Source organism: Providencia sp. wls1922, from assembly GCF_009706505.1.
In the GTDB taxonomy this organism is placed as follows: domain Bacteria; phylum Pseudomonadota; class Gammaproteobacteria; order Enterobacterales; family Enterobacteriaceae; genus Providencia; species Providencia lanzhouensis.
The window spans coordinates 1-20,743 of the sequence record NZ_WLUG01000095.1; the positions used below are offsets into that span (position 1 = coordinate 1).

At 44.3% G+C, this 20,743-nt stretch carries 16 protein-coding genes and 1 pseudogene; 3 read left to right on the forward strand and 14 right to left on the reverse strand.

Features of this window, described 5'->3' with window-relative positions; translation table 11 throughout:
- From GKR71_RS12715 to trxA, 11 genes and pseudogenes are all read right to left on the reverse strand, one after another.
- A pseudogene (locus GKR71_RS12715) lies at positions 1 to 164 on the reverse strand (lipid III flippase WzxE); the annotation flags it as partial.
- The gene (gene rffA / locus GKR71_RS12720) at positions 164 to 1,294 is read right to left on the reverse strand and encodes a dTDP-4-amino-4,6-dideoxygalactose transaminase (protein ID WP_154634365.1); all 1,131 of its coding nucleotides are present in this window, start codon (positions 1,292 to 1,294) and stop codon (positions 164 to 166) included. The gene rffA and the pseudogene GKR71_RS12715, both read right to left, overlap by 1 nt.
- Positions 1,281 to 2,021 (reverse strand): dTDP-4-amino-4,6-dideoxy-D-galactose acyltransferase, encoded by a 741-nt coding sequence (rffC, locus tag GKR71_RS12725; protein WP_036948823.1) that lies wholly within the window; start codon positions 2,019 to 2,021, stop codon positions 1,281 to 1,283. Before rffC ends, rffA begins: the two co-directional genes overlap by 14 nt.
- Positions 1,999 to 2,880, reverse strand: coding sequence for a glucose-1-phosphate thymidylyltransferase RfbA (gene rfbA, locus GKR71_RS12730; RefSeq protein WP_036948820.1), 882 nt, complete (start codon positions 2,878 to 2,880; stop codon positions 1,999 to 2,001). Before rfbA ends, rffC begins: the two co-directional genes overlap by 23 nt.
- A gap of 8 nt (positions 2,881 to 2,888) precedes the next feature.
- A complete protein-coding gene (gene rffG, locus GKR71_RS12735; protein WP_181477694.1) occupies positions 2,889 to 3,962 on the reverse strand; it encodes a dTDP-glucose 4,6-dehydratase in 1,074 nt (357 codons plus the stop codon).
- Positions 3,953 to 5,215, reverse strand: a complete 1,263-nt coding sequence (wecC, locus tag GKR71_RS12740; RefSeq protein ID WP_036948818.1) for a UDP-N-acetyl-D-mannosamine dehydrogenase — start codon at positions 5,213 to 5,215, stop codon at positions 3,953 to 3,955. The genes rffG and wecC overlap by 10 nt, the downstream gene beginning before the upstream one ends.
- Entirely contained in the window at positions 5,212 to 6,342 is a 1,131-nt protein-coding gene (gene wecB / locus GKR71_RS12745) for a non-hydrolyzing UDP-N-acetylglucosamine 2-epimerase (protein ID WP_036948815.1), read from the reverse strand. Before wecB ends, wecC begins: the two co-directional genes overlap by 4 nt.
- 96 nt (positions 6,343 to 6,438) lie before the next feature.
- Positions 6,439 to 7,497 carry an ECA polysaccharide chain length modulation protein gene (gene wzzE, locus GKR71_RS12750; RefSeq protein WP_108478779.1) on the reverse strand — a complete coding sequence of 353 codons (1,059 nt, stop codon included), beginning with the start codon at positions 7,495 to 7,497 and terminating at the stop codon, positions 6,439 to 6,441.
- A 29-nt stretch (positions 7,498 to 7,526) separates the two neighbouring features.
- Positions 7,527 to 8,594, reverse strand: a complete 1,068-nt coding sequence (gene wecA, locus GKR71_RS12755) for a UDP-N-acetylglucosamine--undecaprenyl-phosphate N-acetylglucosaminephosphotransferase (protein WP_036948807.1) — start codon at positions 8,592 to 8,594, stop codon at positions 7,527 to 7,529.
- Positions 8,595 to 9,145: 551 nt separating this feature from the next.
- Complete coding sequence (gene rho / locus GKR71_RS12760) at positions 9,146 to 10,405, reverse strand: transcription termination factor Rho (protein ID WP_004915469.1); 1,260 nt, start codon at positions 10,403 to 10,405, stop codon at positions 9,146 to 9,148.
- A gap of 564 nt (positions 10,406 to 10,969) precedes the next feature.
- Positions 10,970 to 11,296 (reverse strand): thioredoxin TrxA, encoded by a 327-nt coding sequence (trxA, locus tag GKR71_RS12765; RefSeq protein WP_036948804.1) that lies wholly within the window; start codon positions 11,294 to 11,296, stop codon positions 10,970 to 10,972.
- 117 nt (positions 11,297 to 11,413) lie between these two features.
- Here trxA and rhlB point away from each other — a divergent pair, with 117 nt between their 5' ends.
- Both rhlB and gppA read left to right on the forward strand, forming a co-directional pair.
- A complete protein-coding gene (gene rhlB / locus GKR71_RS12770) occupies positions 11,414 to 12,700 on the forward strand; it encodes an ATP-dependent RNA helicase RhlB (protein WP_154634366.1) in 1,287 nt (428 codons plus the stop codon).
- 11 nt (positions 12,701 to 12,711) lie between these two features.
- A complete protein-coding gene (gene gppA, locus GKR71_RS12775) occupies positions 12,712 to 14,214 on the forward strand; it encodes a guanosine-5'-triphosphate,3'-diphosphate diphosphatase (RefSeq protein WP_036948798.1) in 1,503 nt (500 codons plus the stop codon).
- Positions 14,215 to 14,278: 64 nt separating this feature from the next.
- Here gppA and rep read toward each other — a convergent pair whose 3' ends face one another.
- Together rep and ilvC are read right to left on the reverse strand one after the other, a co-directional pair.
- Entirely contained in the window at positions 14,279 to 16,306 is a 2,028-nt protein-coding gene (rep, locus tag GKR71_RS12780; RefSeq protein ID WP_108478778.1) for a DNA helicase Rep, read from the reverse strand.
- Between the two features lie 308 nt (positions 16,307 to 16,614).
- Positions 16,615 to 18,090: a ketol-acid reductoisomerase gene (gene ilvC / locus GKR71_RS12785; protein WP_132496296.1), complete on the reverse strand. Its 1,476-nt coding sequence runs from the start codon at positions 18,088 to 18,090 to the stop codon at positions 16,615 to 16,617.
- Between the two features lie 188 nt (positions 18,091 to 18,278).
- On the opposite strand from ilvC, the gene ilvY reads away from it, so the two are divergent.
- Positions 18,279 to 19,175, forward strand: a complete 897-nt coding sequence (gene ilvY / locus GKR71_RS12790; RefSeq protein ID WP_154599728.1) for an HTH-type transcriptional activator IlvY — start codon at positions 18,279 to 18,281, stop codon at positions 19,173 to 19,175.
- Here ilvY and ilvA read toward each other — a convergent pair.
- Complete coding sequence (gene ilvA / locus GKR71_RS12795) at positions 19,167 to 20,741, reverse strand: threonine ammonia-lyase, biosynthetic (protein ID WP_036948784.1); 1,575 nt, start codon at positions 20,739 to 20,741, stop codon at positions 19,167 to 19,169. The two genes, ilvY and ilvA, sit on opposite strands and share 9 nt — an antisense overlap.
- Positions 20,742 to 20,743 lie beyond the last annotated feature (2 nt).

Genomic DNA, 20,743 nt, shown 5'->3' on the forward strand with positions numbered 1-20,743 from the left:
CCAGACAATACGCCTAGCACCGTAATTAATTGGCGGAAGTTCCCCGCCAGACCCACACCACTCGGGCCAAATGAGACTGCAAATAATTTCACGATCAACAGGCCCACCCCGATTTTTATCAGGGTAGACCCAGCAGTCCAAACCGATGCTTTAGCGAGTGACATTAGGCAAAGAACGCTTTGATTCGCTCAATAACCACTTGTTGCTCGTCGTCTGTCATGTTGTAGAACATTGGCAGGCGCACTAAACGGTCACTTTCAACCGAGGTGTATTTGTCTTCACCGTGGAAATAGCCGAATTCCAGTCCAGCAGGGCTGGTGTGCAGTGGCACATAATGGAACACCGTCAAAATACCATGGGATTTCATATAGTCATTGAACGCTGTGCGCTCTTCCACATCTTTGAGTTTGATATAGAACATATGGGCATTATGTTTCAGCCCTTCCGGCACGGTTGCTAACACTAAACGACCTGCAGCCACCAGTGGTTGTAACGCTTGATAATAGCGATCCCACAGCAGTAAGCGGCGTTCGTTGATTTTGTCTGCTTCTTCTAACTGCGCCCATAAATAGGCTGCTTGTAAGTCAGATAACAGGTAGCTTGAACCGATGTCACGCCAAGTGTATTTGTCCACTTGACCACGGAAAAATTGACTGCGGTTTGTACCTTTTTCGCGGATCACTTCTGCGCGGTTAATCAACGCCTTATCATTGATTAAGGTCGCACCACCTTCACCACCCGAAGAGTAGTTCTTGGTTTCATGGAAGCTATAGCAACCAATATGACCGATGGCACCCAGTGCTTTACCTTTATAGGTGGACATCACGCCTTGCGCTGCGTCTTCAATCACAAATAAATTGTGTTTCTTCGCAATCGCCATGATGGTGTCCATTTCGCAAGCCACGCCTGCGTAGTGAACAGGAACAATTGCACGTGTACGATCAGTGATTGCCGCTTCAATTTTGGTTTCATCGATATTCATCGTATCTGGACGAATATCCACAAACACAATTTTAGCGCCACGTAACACGAATGCGTTAGAGGTCGATACGAAGGTAAAGCTTGGCATGATGACTTCATCGCCTGGCTTAATATCAATCAGGATCGCTGCCATTTCTAATGAAGCGGTGCAAGACGGCGTTAACTGGACTTTCGGACAGTTAAAACGTTTCTCCATCCACTCTTCACAACGCTTAGTGAAACCACCATCCCCGCACAGTTTGCCACTTGCCATGGCCTGCTTCATATACTCAACTTCAGTACCTACAACGGGTGGTTTATTAAATGGAATCATGTTGTCCCCTGTATAACCAATATGCTGTGCTGGCGATAGCCGCACCGCTACGTGAATAAAGATTTAACGCCGCAACATTGCTCATTTGTGTGGCAACATTTAACTGTCTTTTTTGGTGTTGCACACACCACTGATACGCTGCTGACATTAATTTCCGACCGATACCGCGTCCTGCTGCACTTGGCGTTGCCGCTAACAGCCCAATTCGCGCTGTATTTGCATCAAGGCTGCGTAGGCTAACGAAACCTAAAATATCACCTGCATTATCTCTAAGGAGTAAACAGGTGTGGTCAAAGGTGCCGAGAACGGCTTTTTCTATCCATAATGCATAAAACCGACCGCTGTCCCCTTCATGGTACCAAGGGGTTCTAAAGCGGCTGTTACTAAACACAGAGGCCGCGGTGTCGCGCAGAGAAACAATATCCCCTGTTTGTGCAACAACCACATTATCCGTCTCTGATAACGCTGTGTTTAGATAAGCATTTTCTGTGCCAATAGTTAACGCAAAATCAATTTCGCCTTCAACAAAACTGAATCCCATACTGGCAAGTTCATCGATTTTAGCTGTTTCGGATGCCGCGACTTTCGCTTGCACAATATCAAACTTATCCAATTGATAAGAAAGAATAATTTGCGCATCAGTCGCGGCGAAATCCAGTTTCGCCGTTGAACGTTTGAAAAAATCAGACTCCCAATCTAGGGGATCAATATTGGCGCGGACGGACACGAAGTAAGTCCTCTAAATATTTGCCATAACCTGTTTTATTCAGGCGAGTTGCGGCTTCTTTAACTTGGTCGTCTGATAACCAGCCATTGCGCCATGCAATCTCTTCTAAACAAGCCACTTTAAAGCCTTGGCGTTTCTCAACGGTCTGAACAAATGTTCCGGCTTCAATTAAGCTGTCATGAGTTCCCGTATCTAACCAAGCGAATCCACGACCAAGCAGCTCAACGCTAAGCTCGCCGCGCTCTAAATACATTTGGTTGATAGAGGTAATTTCTAATTCACCACGTTCGGAAGGTTTTACTTGTTTAGCAAAATCAACCACTTGGTTATCATAGAAATATAAACCCGTTACTGCCCAGTTTGATTTTGGTTGTTTTGGTTTTTCTTCGATAGACAACGCTTTGAAATTGTCATCAAATTCCACCACACCAAAACGCTCAGGATCCATGACTTGGTAGCCGAATACTGTCGCGCCTTTTTGGCGTGCCGCGACTGACATTAATTTAGGGCTGAATGAGTGACCGAAGAAAATGTTATCGCCCAGCACTAAGCAGCAAGAGTCCCCATTAATGAACTCTTCACCAATGATAAACGCTTGAGCCAGTCCATCTGGAGAAGGCTGTTCCGCGTAGCTCAATTCGATACCAAACTCATGCCCATCGCCCAGTAAACGCTGGAACATAGGCAAATCATCCGGCGTTGAAATCACCAGAATTTCACGGATCCCTGCTAGCATTAACACTGACAGCGGATAGTAGATCATTGGCTTATCATAAATAGGCAGCAACTGTTTTGAGATGCCGCGAGTGATCGGGTGCAAACGCGTTCCCGAGCCACCAGCCAGAATAATACCTTTCATATTGCCTCCTAGCTGCCTAAGCCCAGACGTTCACCGGCATAGGAGCCATCTTGCACACGACGCCACCAAGTTTCGTTGTTTAAATACCACAGAACCGTTTTACGGATCCCGGATTCAAACGTCTCTTCAGGTGTCCAGCCTAATTCACGCTCAATTTTATCGGCGTCAATGGCGTAGCGCATATCGTGACCAGGACGATCTTTCACATACGTGATTAAGTCGCGGTAATGAGCAACCCCTTGAGGTTTCTGCGGGTGCAGTTCTTCAAGTAATTCACAAATTGTTTCAACCACTTGAATATTACGACGCTCGTTATGGCCACCAATATTGTAGGTTGACCCCGGCTGTGCTTGAGTGGCCACTAAATGCAGCGCACGGGCATGGTCTTCCACAAACAGCCAGTCGCGAATTTGCTCACCTTTGCCATACACTGGCAGCGGCTTGCCGGAAATCGCATTCAAAATAATCAATGGGATTAACTTCTCAGGGAAGTGATAAGGGCCATAGTTATTTGAGCAGTTGGTGATCATGGTCGGTAAACCATACGTTCTCTGCCACGCACGCACTAAATGGTCGCTGGACGCTTTTGAGGCTGAATATGGGCTGCTTGGTGCATACGGTGTAGTTTCCGTAAAGAAGCCATCTGGACCTTCCAAGTCACCATACACTTCATCGGTTGAAATGTGATGGAAACGGAAAGCCGCTTTTTTACTATCTTCAAGTGCAGACCAGTAATGACGAGCCGCTTCTAACAGTGTGTAAGTACCCACTATGTTGGTTTCGATAAATGCCGCTGGACCATCAATTGAGCGGTCAACGTGGCTTTCTGCCGCTAAATGCATCACAACATCAGGCTTGTGTTCAGCAAACACTTTATCCAATGCAGCGCGGTCACAAATGTTCACTTGTTCAAAAGCGTAGCGCTCGCTATTGGCGACTTCCGCTAATGATTCCAAATTGCCCGCGTAGGTTAAACAGTCAACCACAATCGCGTGATCTTTTGTGTTTTCAATCACATGACGAACAACAGCAGAGCCGATAAAGCCGGCTCCACCTGTAATTAAAATACGTTTCAACGCCATACTCCTTTTGTATCCACAACCCATTTTTGTGGGATAGCAGAACCTTGGATACCTTTAAACAGGTTATGGTCGACTAACATCAGGATCACATCCGCTTCGCTCACAGCAGTTTCAATAGAAACCAGCTCCGCAATACCTTTCAGTGCAGTTGGTAATTCGTGAATATGTGGTTCAACTGCAAATGTTTTACCTGGGTTCCAGTTCGCAACCATTTTGGTGATGTGCATTGCTGGGCTTTCACGCAGGTCATCGATGTTTGGTTTGAACGATAAACCGAAACATGCGATTTTGATTTCATTCGCTTTTTTGCCAGTTTCCACTAAGCAATCAGCCACTGCGGCTTTCACTTGATCAACAACCCAGATTGGCTTGCCATCGTTAACTAAACGCGCAGTGTGGATTAAACGAGATTGTTTTGGGCTTTGTGCCACGATAAACCATGGGTCTACTGCGATACAGTGACCTCCAACGCCTGGGCCCGGTTGCAAAATGTTCACGCGAGGGTGACGGTTTGCAAGGCTAATCAGTTCCCAAACATTGATATCTTGGTCTGCACAAATCAGCGATAATTCGTTAGCAAATGCGATATTGACGTCACGGAAGCTGTTTTCCGTTAACTTGCACATTTCAGCTGTTCTTGAGTTAGTGATTACACACTCACCTTCTAAGAAGATGTTATACAGTTCGCTAGCACGCAGTGAAGATTTAGGTGTCATCCCGCCGACAACACGGTCGTTTTTGATCAGTTCAACCATCACTTGACCCGGCAGTACGCGCTCAGGGCAATATGCCACGTCGATATCTGCTTCTTCACCAGCTTGGTGAGGGAAGGTCAAATCAGGGCGAGCTGCTGCTAACCACTGTGCCATTTGCTCCGTCGTACCTACTGGAGACGTGGACTCCAGAATCACTAGGTCGCCTTTTTTCAGGACTGGTGCGATAGATTCAGCTGCCGCTTTCACGTACACCAAATCAGGCTCGTGTTCACCTTTGAATGGTGTCGGAACAGCAATCAGGAATGCGTCTGCGGGTTGTGGCTTGGTGAAGGCTTTTAAGTGACCTTCTTCAACTGCTTTTTTCACCACAACGTCCAGCTCAGGTTCCACAATATGGATTTTACCTTGATTGATAGTGTCAACAGCATGCTGGTTGACATCTACGCCGACAACCTGCTTCTTACGAGATGCGAAGGCTGCCGCTGTTGGTAAACCGATATAACCGAGGCCGATAACAGAAATAGTTTCAAAACTCATAATTTCACCTGATTGCTTTTTAATGCTGCAAGAATACGCTGACAAGCATGACCATCACCATACGGGTTATGTGCGCGGCTCATTTCGTGATATTCCGCTTCATCTGTCAGTAACCGATTAACTTCATTTACAATGGTTTTTGTATCTGTACCCACTAAACGGACTGTCCCTGCATCAACAGCTTCAGGGCGTTCAGTGGTATCTCTCATAACTAAAACAGGCTTGCCTAAAGATGGCGCTTCTTCTTGAATACCGCCGGAATCCGTTAAAATCAGATACGCGTGGTTCATCAAATAGACGAACGGCAAATATTCTTGAGGGCTAATTAAGATAATATTATCAATACCATGCAGAATACGTTTTACAGGCTCGCTCACATTCGGGTTTAAGTGAACAGGGTAAACCACTTGAACATCAGGGTGAGTTTGAGCGATATCCGCTAATGCATGGCAAATGCGCTCAAAACCACCACCAAAACTTTCACGGCGGTGACCCGTTACAAGCAACATTTTTTTATTTGGATCGATAAATGGGTAATTTCCGGCTAATTCAGCCATCATGTTTTGGTTACCCATTACCTTCTCTTTGACCCACAACAGCGCATCAATGACCGTATTACCAGTCACAAAAATATGGCTATCGGGAATGGATTCGTTGAGTAAGTTTTGGCGCGAATTTTCTGTAGGCGCAAAATGGTACTGAGCAAGGTGCCCCGCAATTTTACGGTTACCTTCTTCTGGCCATGGAGAGTAGAGGTTCCCTGTGCGCAGCCCAGCTTCAACATGCCCAACGGGGATGCGATGGTAGAATGCCGCAAGACTGGTTGCCATTGTTGTGGCGGTATCGCCATGAACAAGGACAACATCGGGTTGGAAATCCGCAAATACTGCCTTTAATCCTTCCAGAATACGGCAAGTAATATCGGTTAAATCCTGACCTGGTTTCATAATGTTGAGATCATAATCGGGCGTGATCTCAAATAAGTTCAGTACTTGATCTAGCATTTCACGGTGCTGAGCGGTGACACACACTTTCGCTTCAAAGTCTGCATCATCAGCAAGAGCATGAACCAATGGAGCCATTTTAATGGCTTCAGGCCGTGTGCCGAATACAGTCAATACTTTCACAGTGACTCTCTTATATTTTCTTCGCAGTTTACTGCTTTCTTTAGTTTTAATGATGCTATTTCGCCACCGACCTTGCCGCCGGTGGCGAATATGACATTACGATGGGCGACGGCGAGACAGTACCACTCCGGCACCTACTAACATACCAATTGCACCCCACAGAACAGCAATAAATGCTCTGCGCGGACTATCGCGTTTGATTGGATCTTCAGGCGTTCGCAGATAACGATACGCATGGAAATTATCTTGAAGAACAGGCTCAACATTCAGCGTCGATAACATCGCCACATTTTGATCATAATCCGTGTCAAAATCTGGACCCGTTGCTTTTAATGTCTCAATTTGAGCTTGCAGTAATGGAACTCCTAACATAAACATTTTTGAGTCGGGAATTTCATCCACTGGCGCGGTCGTTTGATTACGTAAAATGCCTTGTTTTTCCGCTACTTTTAGGGCTTGTTCAAGGCTATTTAGACGACGATCATACGCTGCCGTTGCGACCATCGCTTCACGTTTAACTAACGCTTTCATTGATTGGGTTTTGGTTGCCCACGTCCCTTTCAATTCATCATTCAAATTTGTAGTTGCGCGTTGATTAGCAAACTCAATATATTCACGTAAGAGTTGGTTGCTGTCTGTTGCTGTCTCAGCCACTAACTTCACGCTATCTGTTGGGTTTTTAAGTGCATCAGCTGGCGTATATTCGATATTGTTGATTAGCTCATCCAACAATGCCGCATCCGCTTTCGGATCATTCTCCAAACGCTGTTTATAATACTCAGTACCTAACCAAAATTGGCGGCGAGTATCGTAAGAACCAAGTTGTTTGGTAAATTCTTCATAAGCTTCTTTGGCAATCGTTGGTAATTGCCCTTCTTGCCCCACCGCATTAATACGAGAATCAAGGTTGCGCAGAAACTGTTGCTGAGAATAATAACTTCCCAGATTGTTCACAGTTGGTAAATCCGTGATAGCCGTTGTGCTCCACTTCGGCTGCATAAAATAGGACGCTCCCAGTGCAATCGCAGCAAAAATCACTGCACATGCGACGATCCAAATTTTACCCTGCCACAGTGAGCGGCATAAATCACGAATATCTAACTCCGCTTCAAGCGAGGTTTGATGTTGATTAGGTTGCGTTTCTGAGTTATTCACTGCACAGAACCTCTATAGTTCGTTTGTCGTTACCGGACCGCACTCTTACGCGCACGACGTCTAATTCGTTTGATAAAACGGGCGACTTTCCATGCTCGCTTGATGCAGTAACCATACATCATAAATACAAGCAAAAATAATGCCAACATTACCCATTCAGGAACGAATGAAAGGCGCTCGCCAATAATACCAATACACGCAAGAATTGCCGCAGCCAATGTGATGATTACAAATGCCCCTTTCGGGGTAAAACCTGAGCGCATAATCAAGTGATGAATATGCTGACGATCCGGTGAAAATGGACTCATACCTTTACGAATACGGCGGTACATAATTGCCACCATATCCATAAGCGGAATAGCAATAATCCATAATGCAGTCACTGGGTTGATTGGATGAACGTCTTCTTGTGTTGATGCTACCAAGATCCAAATAATGGTAAAACCAATCAACGTACTTCCCGCATCACCCATGAACACTTTAAAGCGACGCCCTAAAACACCCATATTCATGAGGATATAAGGAAGGATAGCCGCTATAAACGCAAAACACCAAAACGCTAACGCATAGTTACCATTTTGATACAGTAAGAAACCAAGGGCACCAAAGGAAACCGAGGACAAGCCGCCTAACAGGCCATCAATACCATCAACCATGTTGAAGGCATTGATCGCAGCCCAAACGGCAAATAAGGTGACGATATAACCAAATGGCCCAAGTACCAGTTCCCAAGGACCAAATGCATGGCCTAGAGATTCCAGTGACAGCCCACCCGCAGTCATCATTATCACGGCGACAATCGCTTGAACTCCAGCACGTAACTTCACACTGATGTCAAACCTATCATCCAGTGCACCAACGAACACTAAGAGCCCCGCACAAGCAATATATAGCCACTTATGGGGAATATATTCTTCTGTGATCATAAACGCGAAGCAAACGCCAAAGAAAACAGAGATCCCCCCAACCAGCGGAACCAATCCTACGTGTTTCTTCCTGAAATTCGGTTTATCAACCAAGCCAATTTTTTTAGCTACGATACGCGCGACAAAAATAAAGGCTAAGGTAAACAAAAAGACATAGAAGAGATTACTCATAAAGTGTGTGCTATCCACTGTTCTACTCTCTTATATTTCTATCTAACTTTTAAACACTAAAACTTTTGGTTGCTGTGATAGAAGTCCATCACACAGTATTCGAACAAAAATCAATCGTACGCTAAAACACATTTTTCTTGTTTTTAACATGCACAAAACATGCCGAAAAAAACATACAGCTCAAATTCAGCATAAATAAACAGTTTTGTGTGACAAATTTAACCTAAAGATTTTATCCTTTAATAAAGCAAGATGCATGCCATAAAACACAATCTCAGATTTGTTAACCATGATTTATGATTGTTTCCATCTAAACGAGTAAACATCACCCATTGGTTCTACTTAAGTATAAAAATTAATGTAGAAAATACCATCTTCTAGTGAATAAGCTAGTATCCGTTAATTATTTTATTTTACACATAAATAAAGTAACTCATGCTCATGTTGATAAATAATAAAGACTATTGTTTTGTGAATACTCACAGTTCATTGATAAAAAAATAGGCGCTCTAATTAGAGCGCCTATTTCTATACTCATAATCCTAACGAGACTATGCTCTTTTCATAAAATCAAAGAACTCTTCGTTAGTCTTAGTCATAGCTAATTTGCTGATAAGGAATTCCATTGCATCGATTTCGCCCATTGGGTGAATAATCTTACGCAGGATCCACATTTTTTGCAGTTCATCTTGAGAGGTGAGCAGCTCTTCTTTACGTGTACCAGAGCGGTTGTAATCAATCGCAGGGAAAACACGTTTTTCAGCAATTTTACGGGACAGGTGTAATTCCATGTTACCTGTTCCTTTAAATTCTTCGTAAATTACTTCATCCATTTTTGAACCGGTATCAACTAACGCGGTTGCGATGATAGTCAAGCTACCACCTTCTTCAACGTTACGAGCAGCACCGAAGAAACGTTTTGGACGATGTAATGCGTTTGCATCCACACCACCAGTCAATACTTTACCTGAAGAAGGTACGACGGTGTTGTATGCACGAGCAAGACGAGTAATAGAATCCAGTAAAATGATAACGTCTTTTTTATGCTCAACCAGACGTTTCGCTTTCTCGATAACCATTTCAGCAACTTGAACGTGACGCGCAGCTGGCTCATCAAATGTCGAAGCGATCACTTCACCTTTAACTAAGCGTTGCATCTCAGTAACTTCTTCTGGACGCTCATCGATCAGCAGAACCATCAATACGCAGTCAGGATAGTTGTGGGCAATGTTAGCCGCAATATTTTGCAGTAACATGGTTTTACCCGCTTTCGGAGGTGCAACGATCAAACCACGCTGTCCACGGCCGATAGGTGCGGCTAAGTCCAATACACGCGCAGTTAAATCTTCAGTAGAACCGTTACCACGCTCCATGCGCAAACGATTATTGGCATGTAATGGGGTTAAGTTTTCAAAAAGGATTTTGCTGCGGGCGTTTTCAGGTTTGTCAAAGTTAACTTCGTTAACTTTCAAGAGGGCAAAATAACGTTCACCTTCTTTCGGGGGACGAATTTTTCCTGAAATGGTGTCGCCGGTGCGTAGGTTAAAGCGGCGAATTTGGCTAGGGGAAACATAGATATCATCAGGGCCTGCGAGGTAAGAACTGTCTGCTGAACGGAGGAAACCAAATCCATCCTGCAATATTTCCAGTACGCCATCGCCGAAAATATCTTCTCCACTTTTAGCATGCTGCTTCAAAATTGAGAAAATAATATCCTGCTTTCTCATACGGGCTAAGTTCTCTAGCCCCATGTTTTCGCCTAACGTAATCAGTTCTGATACTGGCGTATTTTTTAATTCGGTAAGATTCATAATGGTGGGTTCTTTAACTCGGGGTATTTCTCGAACTATGAACGTAAATTGGAGGCAACTTTTATAGTGAACCTATGAAGCGCCAGTTTAACTTTATAGTGCCCTGTTGATAGATATGGACTCATAACCAACAACAATGCATTAAAATTTGTGCTAGCTACAACTAATATTGCTGTGAAGGTGTTGTGACTAACGAAAGCGTTATAATCATCAAGATGACATGCCGCATATTATTAGAAACGTAATCAATATTAGCAATAGTTTTTTATACATTTTAGGACAACATCTTATCCCTAATACAGCCCATTTATTTTACTCAAGACTTAAGCCACAGTGATACAACCATGAATTATCAACTTTATATTAATAATCAGTAACTAAAATTGGCATTGAACAGAACTGCAAGCTAGACGTTTCAGAAAAGAGCAAAGGCAAACAAGGTAATTCTTACGGGTACTCTATGAGGAATGCGGATAACTTATCATGCTTAAATGGGGACGTCTAGCGACTCTCTATATAAAATAAATGCGCCGCTAAACGTTTTGGCTTATATAAAGCTATAACTTACAGATTTTCGTCTAGAAATTCTTTCAGTTGAGTTTTAGATAAAGCACCAACTTTAGTTGCAGCTACACTGCCGTTTTTGAATAATAACAGTGTAGGGATACCGCGAATACCAAATTTTGGGGCTGTCGCTGGATTATCATCAATATTCAGTTTTGCGATAGTCACTTTGCCTGTATATTCTTCAGCAACTTCATCAAGGATTGGCGCGATCATTTTACAAGGTCCACACCATGCAGCCCAGAAGTCGACTAAAACAGGTGAACTTGCATTTAGAACGTCTGACTCAAAACTTGCATCAGTAATATGTTTAATTTTGTCGCTCATGTTGTACTCCAAAGGATCATTTTTACAGACATAGTGTAACATTAATTGGCAGCAGTATGCTTTATTTCAAAAGATACGCTTTCGTAAACCAACCGATAACTGATATTCTAACATACTATGAGTAAAGCACACTTGACAGAAAAGAAGTTTTCCGACTTCGCATTGCACCCAAAAGTCATTGAAGCACTTAATAAAAAAGGCTTCAACTTTTGCACGCCTATTCAGGCGTCTACCCTGCCTTATACTGTCGAAGGCAAAGATGTTGCGGGGCAAGCACAAACAGGTACAGGTAAAACGTTAGCATTCCTAACGTCTACATTTCATTTTCTCTTAACTCACCCGGCAATTGAGGGGAAAAAAACCAATCAGCCACGTGCGCTGATTATGGCTCCGACTCGCGAATTAGCCGTACAGATCTACTCCGATGCTAAAGAGCTCGCTGAGTACACTGGTTTGAAAATGGGTCTAGCCTATGGTGGTGATGGCTATGACGAACAATTACGCGTACTACAAAACGGCGTTGATATCCTTATTGGAACAACGGGTCGCCTTATTGATTACGCAAAACAAGGTCACGTTGATTTAGCGGCTATCCAAGTTGTTGTTTTGGATGAAGCTGACCGTATGTATGACCTCGGTTTTATTAAAGATATTCGTTGGCTATTCCGCCGTATGCCTGGCGCAGGGGACAGACTCAACTTATTGTTCTCCGCAACGCTCTCTTACCGTGTTAGAGAATTAGCGTTCGAACAAATGAACAGCCCGGAATATGTGGAAGTTGAACCACTACAAAAAACCGGTCACCGTATTAAAGAAGAGTTATTTTATCCATCCAACGAAGAAAAAATGCGCCTGCTGCAAACGCTACTCGAAGAAGAGTGGCCTGAGCGTTGCATTATTTTCGCAAATACGAAACATCGTTGTGATGATATCTGGGCTCACCTTGCAGCTGATGGTCACCGCGTCGGTTTATTGACTGGCGATGTCGCTCAGAAAAAACGTCTGCGTATTTTAGATCAGTTCACTCAAGGTCAAATTGATATCTTAGTTGCGACTGACGTTGCCGCTCGTGGATTACATATACCATCAGTAACTCATGTATTTAACTATGATTTACCTGACGATTGCGAAGACTATGTACACCGTATTGGACGTACAGGTCGTGCGGGTGAAAGCGGAAATTCTATCAGCTTAGCGTGTGAAGAATACGCACTAAACTTACCTGCAATCGAAGAGTATATTCAGCACTCTATCCCTGTCAGTAAATATAACAGTGATGCACTGCTGAGCGACCTGCCGGCACCAAAACGCCGTCATCGTCCGCGCCCAAGTGGTCCACGCCGCAATTCTAATGCGCCGCGTCGCCATAATGGCCCACGTAATAACCATAAACGTGCAGGCTGAGTAAATACCCTATGCTGAAATCTTCTTCTCTGTATGCCGCTATCGATTTGGGTTCCAACAGCTTTCATATGCTGGTTGTTCGCGAGACCGCAGGTAGCATTCAGATTATTTCTCGGGTTAAACGGAAAGTTCGCCTGGCTGCGGGTTTAGATAAAGATAATGTTTTATCTGAGCAAGCCATGGAGCGAGGCTGGCAATGCCTGCGTCTCTTCTCAGAACATCTGCAAGATATTCCTAACTCGCAAATTCGAGTTGTGGCAACCGCGACATTGCGCCTTGCCAAAAATGCCGATGTTTTTATTGAGAAAGCCAGCCAGATCCTCGGAAATCCCGTGAAAGTGATCCAAGGAGAAGAAGAAGCTCGCTTGATTTATCAAGGCGTCGCCCATACAACCGGCGGTCCAGAGCAACGCTTAGTGGTTGACATCGGGGGCGGCAGCACCGAACTTGTCACCGGTACAGGCGCTAAAGCTCAGTTACTTTATAGCCTCGAAATGGGTTGTGTAACTTGGCTTGAACGCTACTTTAGCGACAGAACGCTAACAGAAGAAAACTTTGCTCAAGCCGAAGCAGCAGCTCAACACGTCATTGCGCCTATCGCAGATGCCCTTAAAAATCACGGGTGGAAAATTTGTGTCGGCGCATCAGGCACTGTACAGGCGATTCAGGAAATTATGATTGCTCAAGGGATGGATGAACTCATCACCCTGAGTAAATTACAGCAACTGAAGCACAAAGCTATCCAGTGCCATAAATTGGAAGAGCTTGAAATCGAGGGTCTCACGTTTGAACGTGCCCTCGTTTTCCCGAGTGGCTTATCGATTCTGATCGCGATTTTCAAAGCACTGAATATCGAAAATATGACATTAGCCGGTGGCGCTCTTCGCGAAGGCTTAGTGTATGGCATGCTTGAACTGCCTATTGAGCAAGATATTCGCGCACGCACGCTACGCAATATTCAGCGACGCTTCCTTGTGGATATTGAGCAAGCTACCCGCGTGCGTCAGCTTGCTGAACATTTCTACCTGCAAGTAGTCAAAGAGTGGGAATTAGATAGCCGTTGCCGTGATTTGTTATCCAGCGCTTGTGCATTACATGAAATTGGGCTGAGTGTTGATTTTCGCAAAGGTCCAGAGCACGCAAGCTATTTAATCACTCACCTTGATTTACCAGGCTTCACTCCCGCGCAAAAACGTTTTCTCGCTGTTCTTCTCAAGAACCAGCAAGGTCAAATCGATCTCGCTTCCCTGAGCCAACAAAATGCACTACCCATTCAGCAAACTTACGCATTATGCCGTTTATTACGACTAGCCATTATTTTCGCCAGCCGTAGACGTGATGATACATTACCAGCATTGCGCCTTAATGCTAATGGACAGGATTTAACCATCGCATTGCCGTACCGCTGGCTTGAGGAGCACCCTTTACGAGCTGAGAATTTACAGCAAGAGGTTCAGTGGCAAGGGTATGTGAATTGGCAATTGGCCTTAGAAGAGCGTAATAGCTCCAATTGATATCGTTCTAAATTGGTGATGATAGGTTCCCACCTTGTAGTGGGAACTCTCTTAAACTCTTTCGCTACTGATCGGTTTTCTTATTTAACCCTAAGCGTGCCTTGATATCCGCTAAAGCAGACTGCCCTTTTTGCATTCGCTCTTCAGCAGTAACTACTTTTCGTTGCTGCTCCCACACCAAATCATCTTGCGGTAATTCCATCAAAAAGCGGCTCAGTTCAGGGCGGATCAGTTCACCGTATTGGCGACGCTCACGGCTATGAGTAAAGAATAACTCTCGCTGTGCTCGCGTAATACCCACGTAAGCCAGTCGGCGCTCTTCATCAATATTATTTTCATCGATACTACTTTGATGAGGTAATAATCCCTCTTCCATTCCAACTAAAAAAACATAAGGAAATTCAAGACCTTTAGATGCATGCAATGTCATCAACTGAACCTGATCTGAATCTTCATCATCTTCCCCACGTTCCATCATATCGCGCAATGTAAAACGAGTGACAACCTGATTGAGCGTCATTGGGTCATTCAGCTCATCCCCTTCAATCATTTCGCTCATCCATGTAAACAATTGATTGACGTTTTTCATTCGCATTTCGGCGGCTTTGGTACTGGCAGAGGTTTCGTACAACCAGCTTTCGTAATCCATCTCCCGTAAAAGATCCCGTACCGCTATCAACGGTTCACGCTCCGAAATCCGGACTATCCCTTCCATCCAATGAGTGAAACGTTGCAACGCTTCCAACCCTTTCCCTGTTAAAGTCTGTTCCAGACCTAAATCAAAGCTGGCGTGATATAAGCTTTTGCCTCGTTGATTCGCCCATTCTCCCAATTTTTGGATAGTTTTAGGGCCAATTTCTCGGCGTGGCGTATTCACAATGCGCAAAAAAGCGCTGTCATCTTCAGGGTTAGTCAGCACCCGCAAATAAGCTAAAAGATCTTTAATTTCAGGACGCGAGAAAAATGATGTTCCACCTGAAATTCGGTAAGGAATGCGGTTTTGCATCAGCATTTTTTCAAAAATACGCGACTGATGATTACCGCGATACAAAATTGCATAGTCTTTATATTGGGTTTTATTAATAAAGTGGTGAGCAATTAATTCACCAATCACGCGTTCCGCTTCATGGTCTTCATTATTTGCTGTCAGCACCTTTAATGGCGCCCCGAAGCCCAATTCAGAAAATAATTTTTTCTCGAAGACATGGGGGTTATTGGCAATCAAAATATTAGCGGCTTTTAAAATACGACCTGATGAGCGGTAATTTTGCTCCAATTTAATCACATTCAGCTTTGGAAAATCTTGGCTGAGTAATACTAAGTTTTGCGGTCTTGCGCCACGCCAAGAGTAAATAGACTGATCATCATCGCCAACGACGGTAAAGCGGGCACGGCTACCCACCAGCAATTTCACTAACTGATACTGGCTGGTGTTCGTATCTTGGTATTCATCCACCAGCAAATAACGGATTTTTTGCTGCCAGCGCTCCCTAACTTCTTCATTATGATACAGCAGCAATGTTGGTTTACTGATTAAGTCATCAAAATCCAAGACATTACAACTTTTTAAATGCAGCTCATAGCGGCGATAGCACTCAGCAAAATGATGCTCTTTTTCCGTTCTCGCTTGCCCAACCACTTGCTGAGGAGAAATAAGATCGTTTTTCCAATTTGAGATCGCAGAGATCAATTGTTGGAGAAGATCTTTATCTTCTTCAAGCAAATCAAACGTGAGTTCTTTCAGTAATGCCATTTGGTCTTGGTCATCAAACAAAGAAAAATTGGCTTTGATCCCTAGCGCCTTATATTCACGTTTGATAATTTCCAGTCCCAAAGTATGGAATGTGGAAATAATTAACCCACGGGCTTCTTTTTTACCTAATGTTTGCCCCACACGCTCTTTCATTTCGCGCGCGGCTTTATTGGTAAATGTCACCGCCGCAATTTGCCGAGGTTGATAGCCACAATGGCGGATCAAATGCGCAATTTTATTGGTAATAACCCGTGTTTTGCCCGAGCCTGCCCCGGCCAAAACAAGGCACGGACCATCTACATATTCAACTGCCTGTTGCTGGCTAGGATTTAATCGCATGGTTTTTTACGTCACTCTCTAATGCTAAAAGATGCAGCCCGAATTGTAGCAGAAACCAAACCTCACAGAAAAATAACTGAGCTAATAGTCGACAATCTAAAGTAATTAAGATTATAGAAGCAAAAAAGCCGCACCATAAAATGGCACGACTTCAATTTTATACTTAAAATAATCACAGTTGGCTTCCTCTAAATCATTTGTACTAGAGGAAGGCGGCAAACAAAACTATCCCTAGGAGCATACAAAAGTATGTGACTAGGGTAGTTTAGTGAAGCCAACGCACCTATAGTACGAAGGATGACGAGGAATTATTGTGCGCTAGAAATCTTCTTCATATCCGTCATATACCCCCGTAAAGTCTTACCGATCTTCTCGATAGGATGATTACGGATAGCTTCGTTAATATCACGTAATTGCGCGTTATCGGTACCATTATCTGCAACTGGTTTCGCTAAATCACCGGCTTGTAACTTGGTCATAAACTCTTTCAGCATTGGAACTGCTGCAAATGAGAACAGATAGTTACCGTACTCTGCAGTATCAGAGATAACGACGTTCATTTCATATAAACGCTTACGTGCGATTGTGTTAGCAATCAGTGGCAGCTCATGCAGTGATTCATAGTATGCTGACTCTTCTAAGATACCCGCTTCTAACATGGTATCGAACGCTAACTCAACACCCGCTTTAACCATCGCAACTAACAGAACACCGTGGTCGAAATATTCTTGTTCCGCAATTTTACCCGCAAACTCTGGGTAATTTTCAAAAGACGATTTACCGGTCTCTTCACGCCATGTCAGCAAGTTTTTATCATTGTTCGCCCAGTCAGCCATCATTGTTGATGAAAACTCACCAGAAATAATATCATCCATATGTTTTTGGAACAGTGGTGCTAAGATGGTTTTCAGTTGCTCTGATAATGCATAAGCACGGATTTTCGCTGGGTTAGATAAGCGATCCATCATCAGGGTGATGCCGCCCTGCTTCAGTGCCTCAGTGATTGTTTCCCAACCAAACTGAATTAATTTCCCTGCATAGCCTGGCTCTACGCCATCAGCAACCATTTTGTCATAGCTCAGTAACGCACCAGCTTGCAACATACCGCACAGAATAGTTTGCTCGCCCATTAAGTCAGACTTAACTTCAGCAACGAAAGAGGACTCCAAAACGCCCGCACGATGGCCGCCAGTCGCTGCAGCCCATGCTTTCGCAATTGCCATCCCCTCGCCTTTCGGGTCATTTTCAGGGTGAACTGCGATCAAGGTTGGAACACCGAAACCACGCTTATATTCTTCACGAACTTCGGTACCTGGGCATTTTGGTGCAACCATCACAACCGTGATGTCTTTACGGATTTCTTCACCCACTTCAACGATGTTAAAACCATGAGAATAACCCAGCGCAGCGCCTTGTTTCATCATTGGCTGAACAGCACGAACAACAGTGGAGTGTTGTTTGTCTGGCGTTAAGTTAACAACTAAATCTGCTTCAGGGATCAGTTCTTCATAAGTCCCAACTTTGAAACCGTTTTCTGTCGCCTTACGCCATGATGCACGTTTCTCGTTGATTGCTTCTGGACGCAGCGCATAAGCGATATCTAAGCCAGAATCGCGCATGTTCAAACCTTGGTTCAGACCTTGAGCACCACAACCGACGATGACGATTTTTTTACCTTTCAGATAGCCAGCTTCATCCGCAAATTCTTCGCGTTTCATGAAACGACATTTGCCTAATTGCGCTAACTGCTCACGTAAATTCAATGTATTAAAATAATTCGCCATGGTCTTACTCCATTATTCGGTCAGTGTTCTGTTGTGTTCGTATTATCAGGCAACTTCGTTACCTGTTGCTCATTATTGAGCAGTTATGGATTTACTATATGCGATGATGAGCATTGCTTAAATTGATATATTAACAATATAATGTTGCAATATTTGCAACGATAATCAAGGTATCATCAGAGGGCAAAATGGATATTCGTGAACTACAACTGTTTTTGCACTTAGCAGAAAGCTGCCACTTTGGTCGAACGTCAAAGGCCATGCATGTCAGCCCATCCACACTATCAAGACAAATTCAGCGTTTAGAAGATCAATTGGGTCATCCTCTGTTCATCCGTGATAACCGTTCGGTAAAACTGACCCAAGCGGGTGAGCATCTCAAGCAATTTGCCCAGCAAACGCTGTTGCAATATCAGCAACTAAAACATGCTCTCAACCAGCAAAGTCCATCATTAAGCGGTGAATTACGCCTATTTTGCTCAGTCACCGCCGCGTATAGTCATTTACCTCAAGTACTTGATAAATTTCGTGCTTTACATCCACTCGTTGAAATAAAACTCACTACGGGTGATGCCGCAGATGCCGTTGAAAAAGTCGAAACCAAAGAAGCAGATTTAGGCATCGCAGGTAAACCTGAAAAATTGCCCGATAACGTGAGATTCGCCAAAATTGGGGAAATTCCCCTAGTGCTTATTGCCCCATCACTGCCTTGTGCGGTACGGAGTATGGTGACTGAAGCCGAGCCTGATTGGTCTACAGTGCCATTTATTCTTCCTGAACATGGGCCCTCTCGTAAACGTATTGAATTATGGTTTAAGCGCCATCGAATCCATAACCCTTTGATTTACGCGACTGTTTCGGGTCATGAAGCCATTGTTTCTATGGTGGCATTGGGCTGCGGTATTGCATTGATACCGAGTGTCGTCGTCGATAATAGCCCCGAGCCTGTTCGTAGCCGTGTCTCTCAACTCGATAATATTTCGATGGTAGAACCATTTGAACTTGGCGTTTGCCTTCTCAGCAAACGCCTAAGTGAACCATTAATTAAGGCATTCTGGGAATTGCTCCCAGAACACTCAATCTAATGTTTTTCTGCTATCTTGAGGCGCTAAGAAGAAACGGAAGGATGGATTCCCTGTTTCATCATGATATTCATACCCTAGCGCATCAAGGTGGCGATCAAAGCGTACTTCTGGACCCGAAAGCTCAAAGGCCGCCAGCACTCGCCCATAGTCCGTTCCATGACTACGATAATGAAATAGCGTGATATTCCAGTGAGTTCCTAGTGTTTCTAAGAACTTCAATAACGCCCCTGGAGATTCAGGAAACTCAAAACTATACAGCTTTTCATCCAATGGCTTCGATGGGCGCCCACCAATCATATAGCGCACATGCAACTTCGCCATTTCATCATCCGATAAATCAGCGACTTCATAACCATTATTTTGCAGCCCTTGAATAATGTCGTGCCGCTCTTGCTCACCACCATTTAAGCGAACACCCACAAAAATGCAGGCACGCTCTGGGTCAGCATCTGTATAACGATAATTAAACTCAGTGATTGAGCGGTTACCAAGCAATTGGCAGAATCGCAAAAAACTACCTTTCTGTTCAGGAATAGTCACCGCAAGCAGCGCTTCTCGTTGTTCACCTAATTCGCAACGCTCGGAGACATAACGTAAACCATGGAAGTTCATGTTTGCACCTGACAAAATATGCGCCAGCCTTTCACCTTTAATGTTATGTTGCTGAACATATTTTTTTAGTCCCGCCAACGCTAACGCCCCCGACGGTTCTGCAATCGCTCTCACATCTTCAAAAATATCCTTCAGTGCCGCACAAATAGCATCACTATCTACGGTGATCACATCATCGACATACTGCTGGCATAGGCGAAAGGTTTCGTCACCAATGCGTTTCACAGCAACGCCTTCCGCAAATAAACCAACACGAGGGAGATCAACAGGATGACCAGCCTCTAATGCCGCTTTTAAACAGGCTGCATCTTCAGCTTCTACACCGATAATCTTAATTTCAGGCATCAACTGTTTGATTAATACAGCGACACCGGCAATCAATCCACCGCCCCCAACAGGCACAAAAATACGGTCGAGGTGCGCATCCTGCTGAAGGAGTTCTAGTGCAATAGTTGCTTGACCGGCTATCACTGACGGATGATCAAATGGCGGCACAAAGGTATATCCTTCACGTTTTGCCATCTCAATTGCGTGAGCTTTTGCTTCATCAAAATTTGCGCCGTATAAAATGGCCTCTCCACCAAAGCTGCGAACAGCATCCACTTTGATATCTGCGGTTGCCACTGGCATAACAATTTTGGCCTTAATTCCGACACGATTAGCCGACAACGCTACGCCCTGCGCATGATTCCCCGCGGATGCAGTGACAACACCTTTGGCTTTTTGCTCTTCGGTCAAGCCCGCAATCATGGCGTAAGCGCCACGTAATTTAAAACTGTGTACTGGCTGCCTATCTTCACGTTTGACTAAAATCGTATTACCCAGACGTAAAGAGAGCTTGCTCATTTCTTGTAGCGGCGTCACTTGTGCTGCTTCATAAACAGGCGCACTAAGCGCCGCTTTGAGATAATCGGCACCTGTCGGTGCCGCAGGTAATGGTTTTGCGGCTGCCACAA

Coding starts and splice junctions, on each gene's coding strand:
- rffA (WP_154634365.1), bottom strand. CDS start 1,294: ATGATTCCATTTAATAAACCACCCGTTGTAGGTACTGAAGTTGAGTAT.
- rfbA (WP_036948820.1), bottom strand. CDS start 2,880: ATGAAAGGTATTATTCTGGCTGGTGGCTCGGGAACGCGTTTGCACCCG.
- rffG (WP_181477694.1), bottom strand. CDS start 3,962: ATGGCGTTGAAACGTATTTTAATTACAGGTGGAGCCGGCTTTATCGGC.
- wecC (WP_036948818.1), bottom strand. CDS start 5,215: ATGAGTTTTGAAACTATTTCTGTTATCGGCCTCGGTTATATCGGTTTA.
- wecA (WP_036948807.1), bottom strand. CDS start 8,594: ATGAGTAATCTCTTCTATGTCTTTTTGTTTACCTTAGCCTTTATTTTT.
- rho (WP_004915469.1), bottom strand. CDS start 10,405: ATGAATCTTACCGAATTAAAAAATACGCCAGTATCAGAACTGATTACG.
- trxA (WP_036948804.1), bottom strand. CDS start 11,296: ATGAGCGACAAAATTAAACATATTACTGATGCAAGTTTTGAGTCAGAC.
- rhlB (WP_154634366.1), top strand. CDS start 11,414: ATGAGTAAAGCACACTTGACAGAAAAGAAGTTTTCCGACTTCGCATTG.
- gppA (WP_036948798.1), top strand. CDS start 12,712: ATGCTGAAATCTTCTTCTCTGTATGCCGCTATCGATTTGGGTTCCAAC.
- rep (WP_108478778.1), bottom strand. CDS start 16,306: ATGCGATTAAATCCTAGCCAGCAACAGGCAGTTGAATATGTAGATGGT.
- ilvC (WP_132496296.1), bottom strand. CDS start 18,090: ATGGCGAATTATTTTAATACATTGAATTTACGTGAGCAGTTAGCGCAA.
- ilvY (WP_154599728.1), top strand. CDS start 18,279: ATGGATATTCGTGAACTACAACTGTTTTTGCACTTAGCAGAAAGCTGC.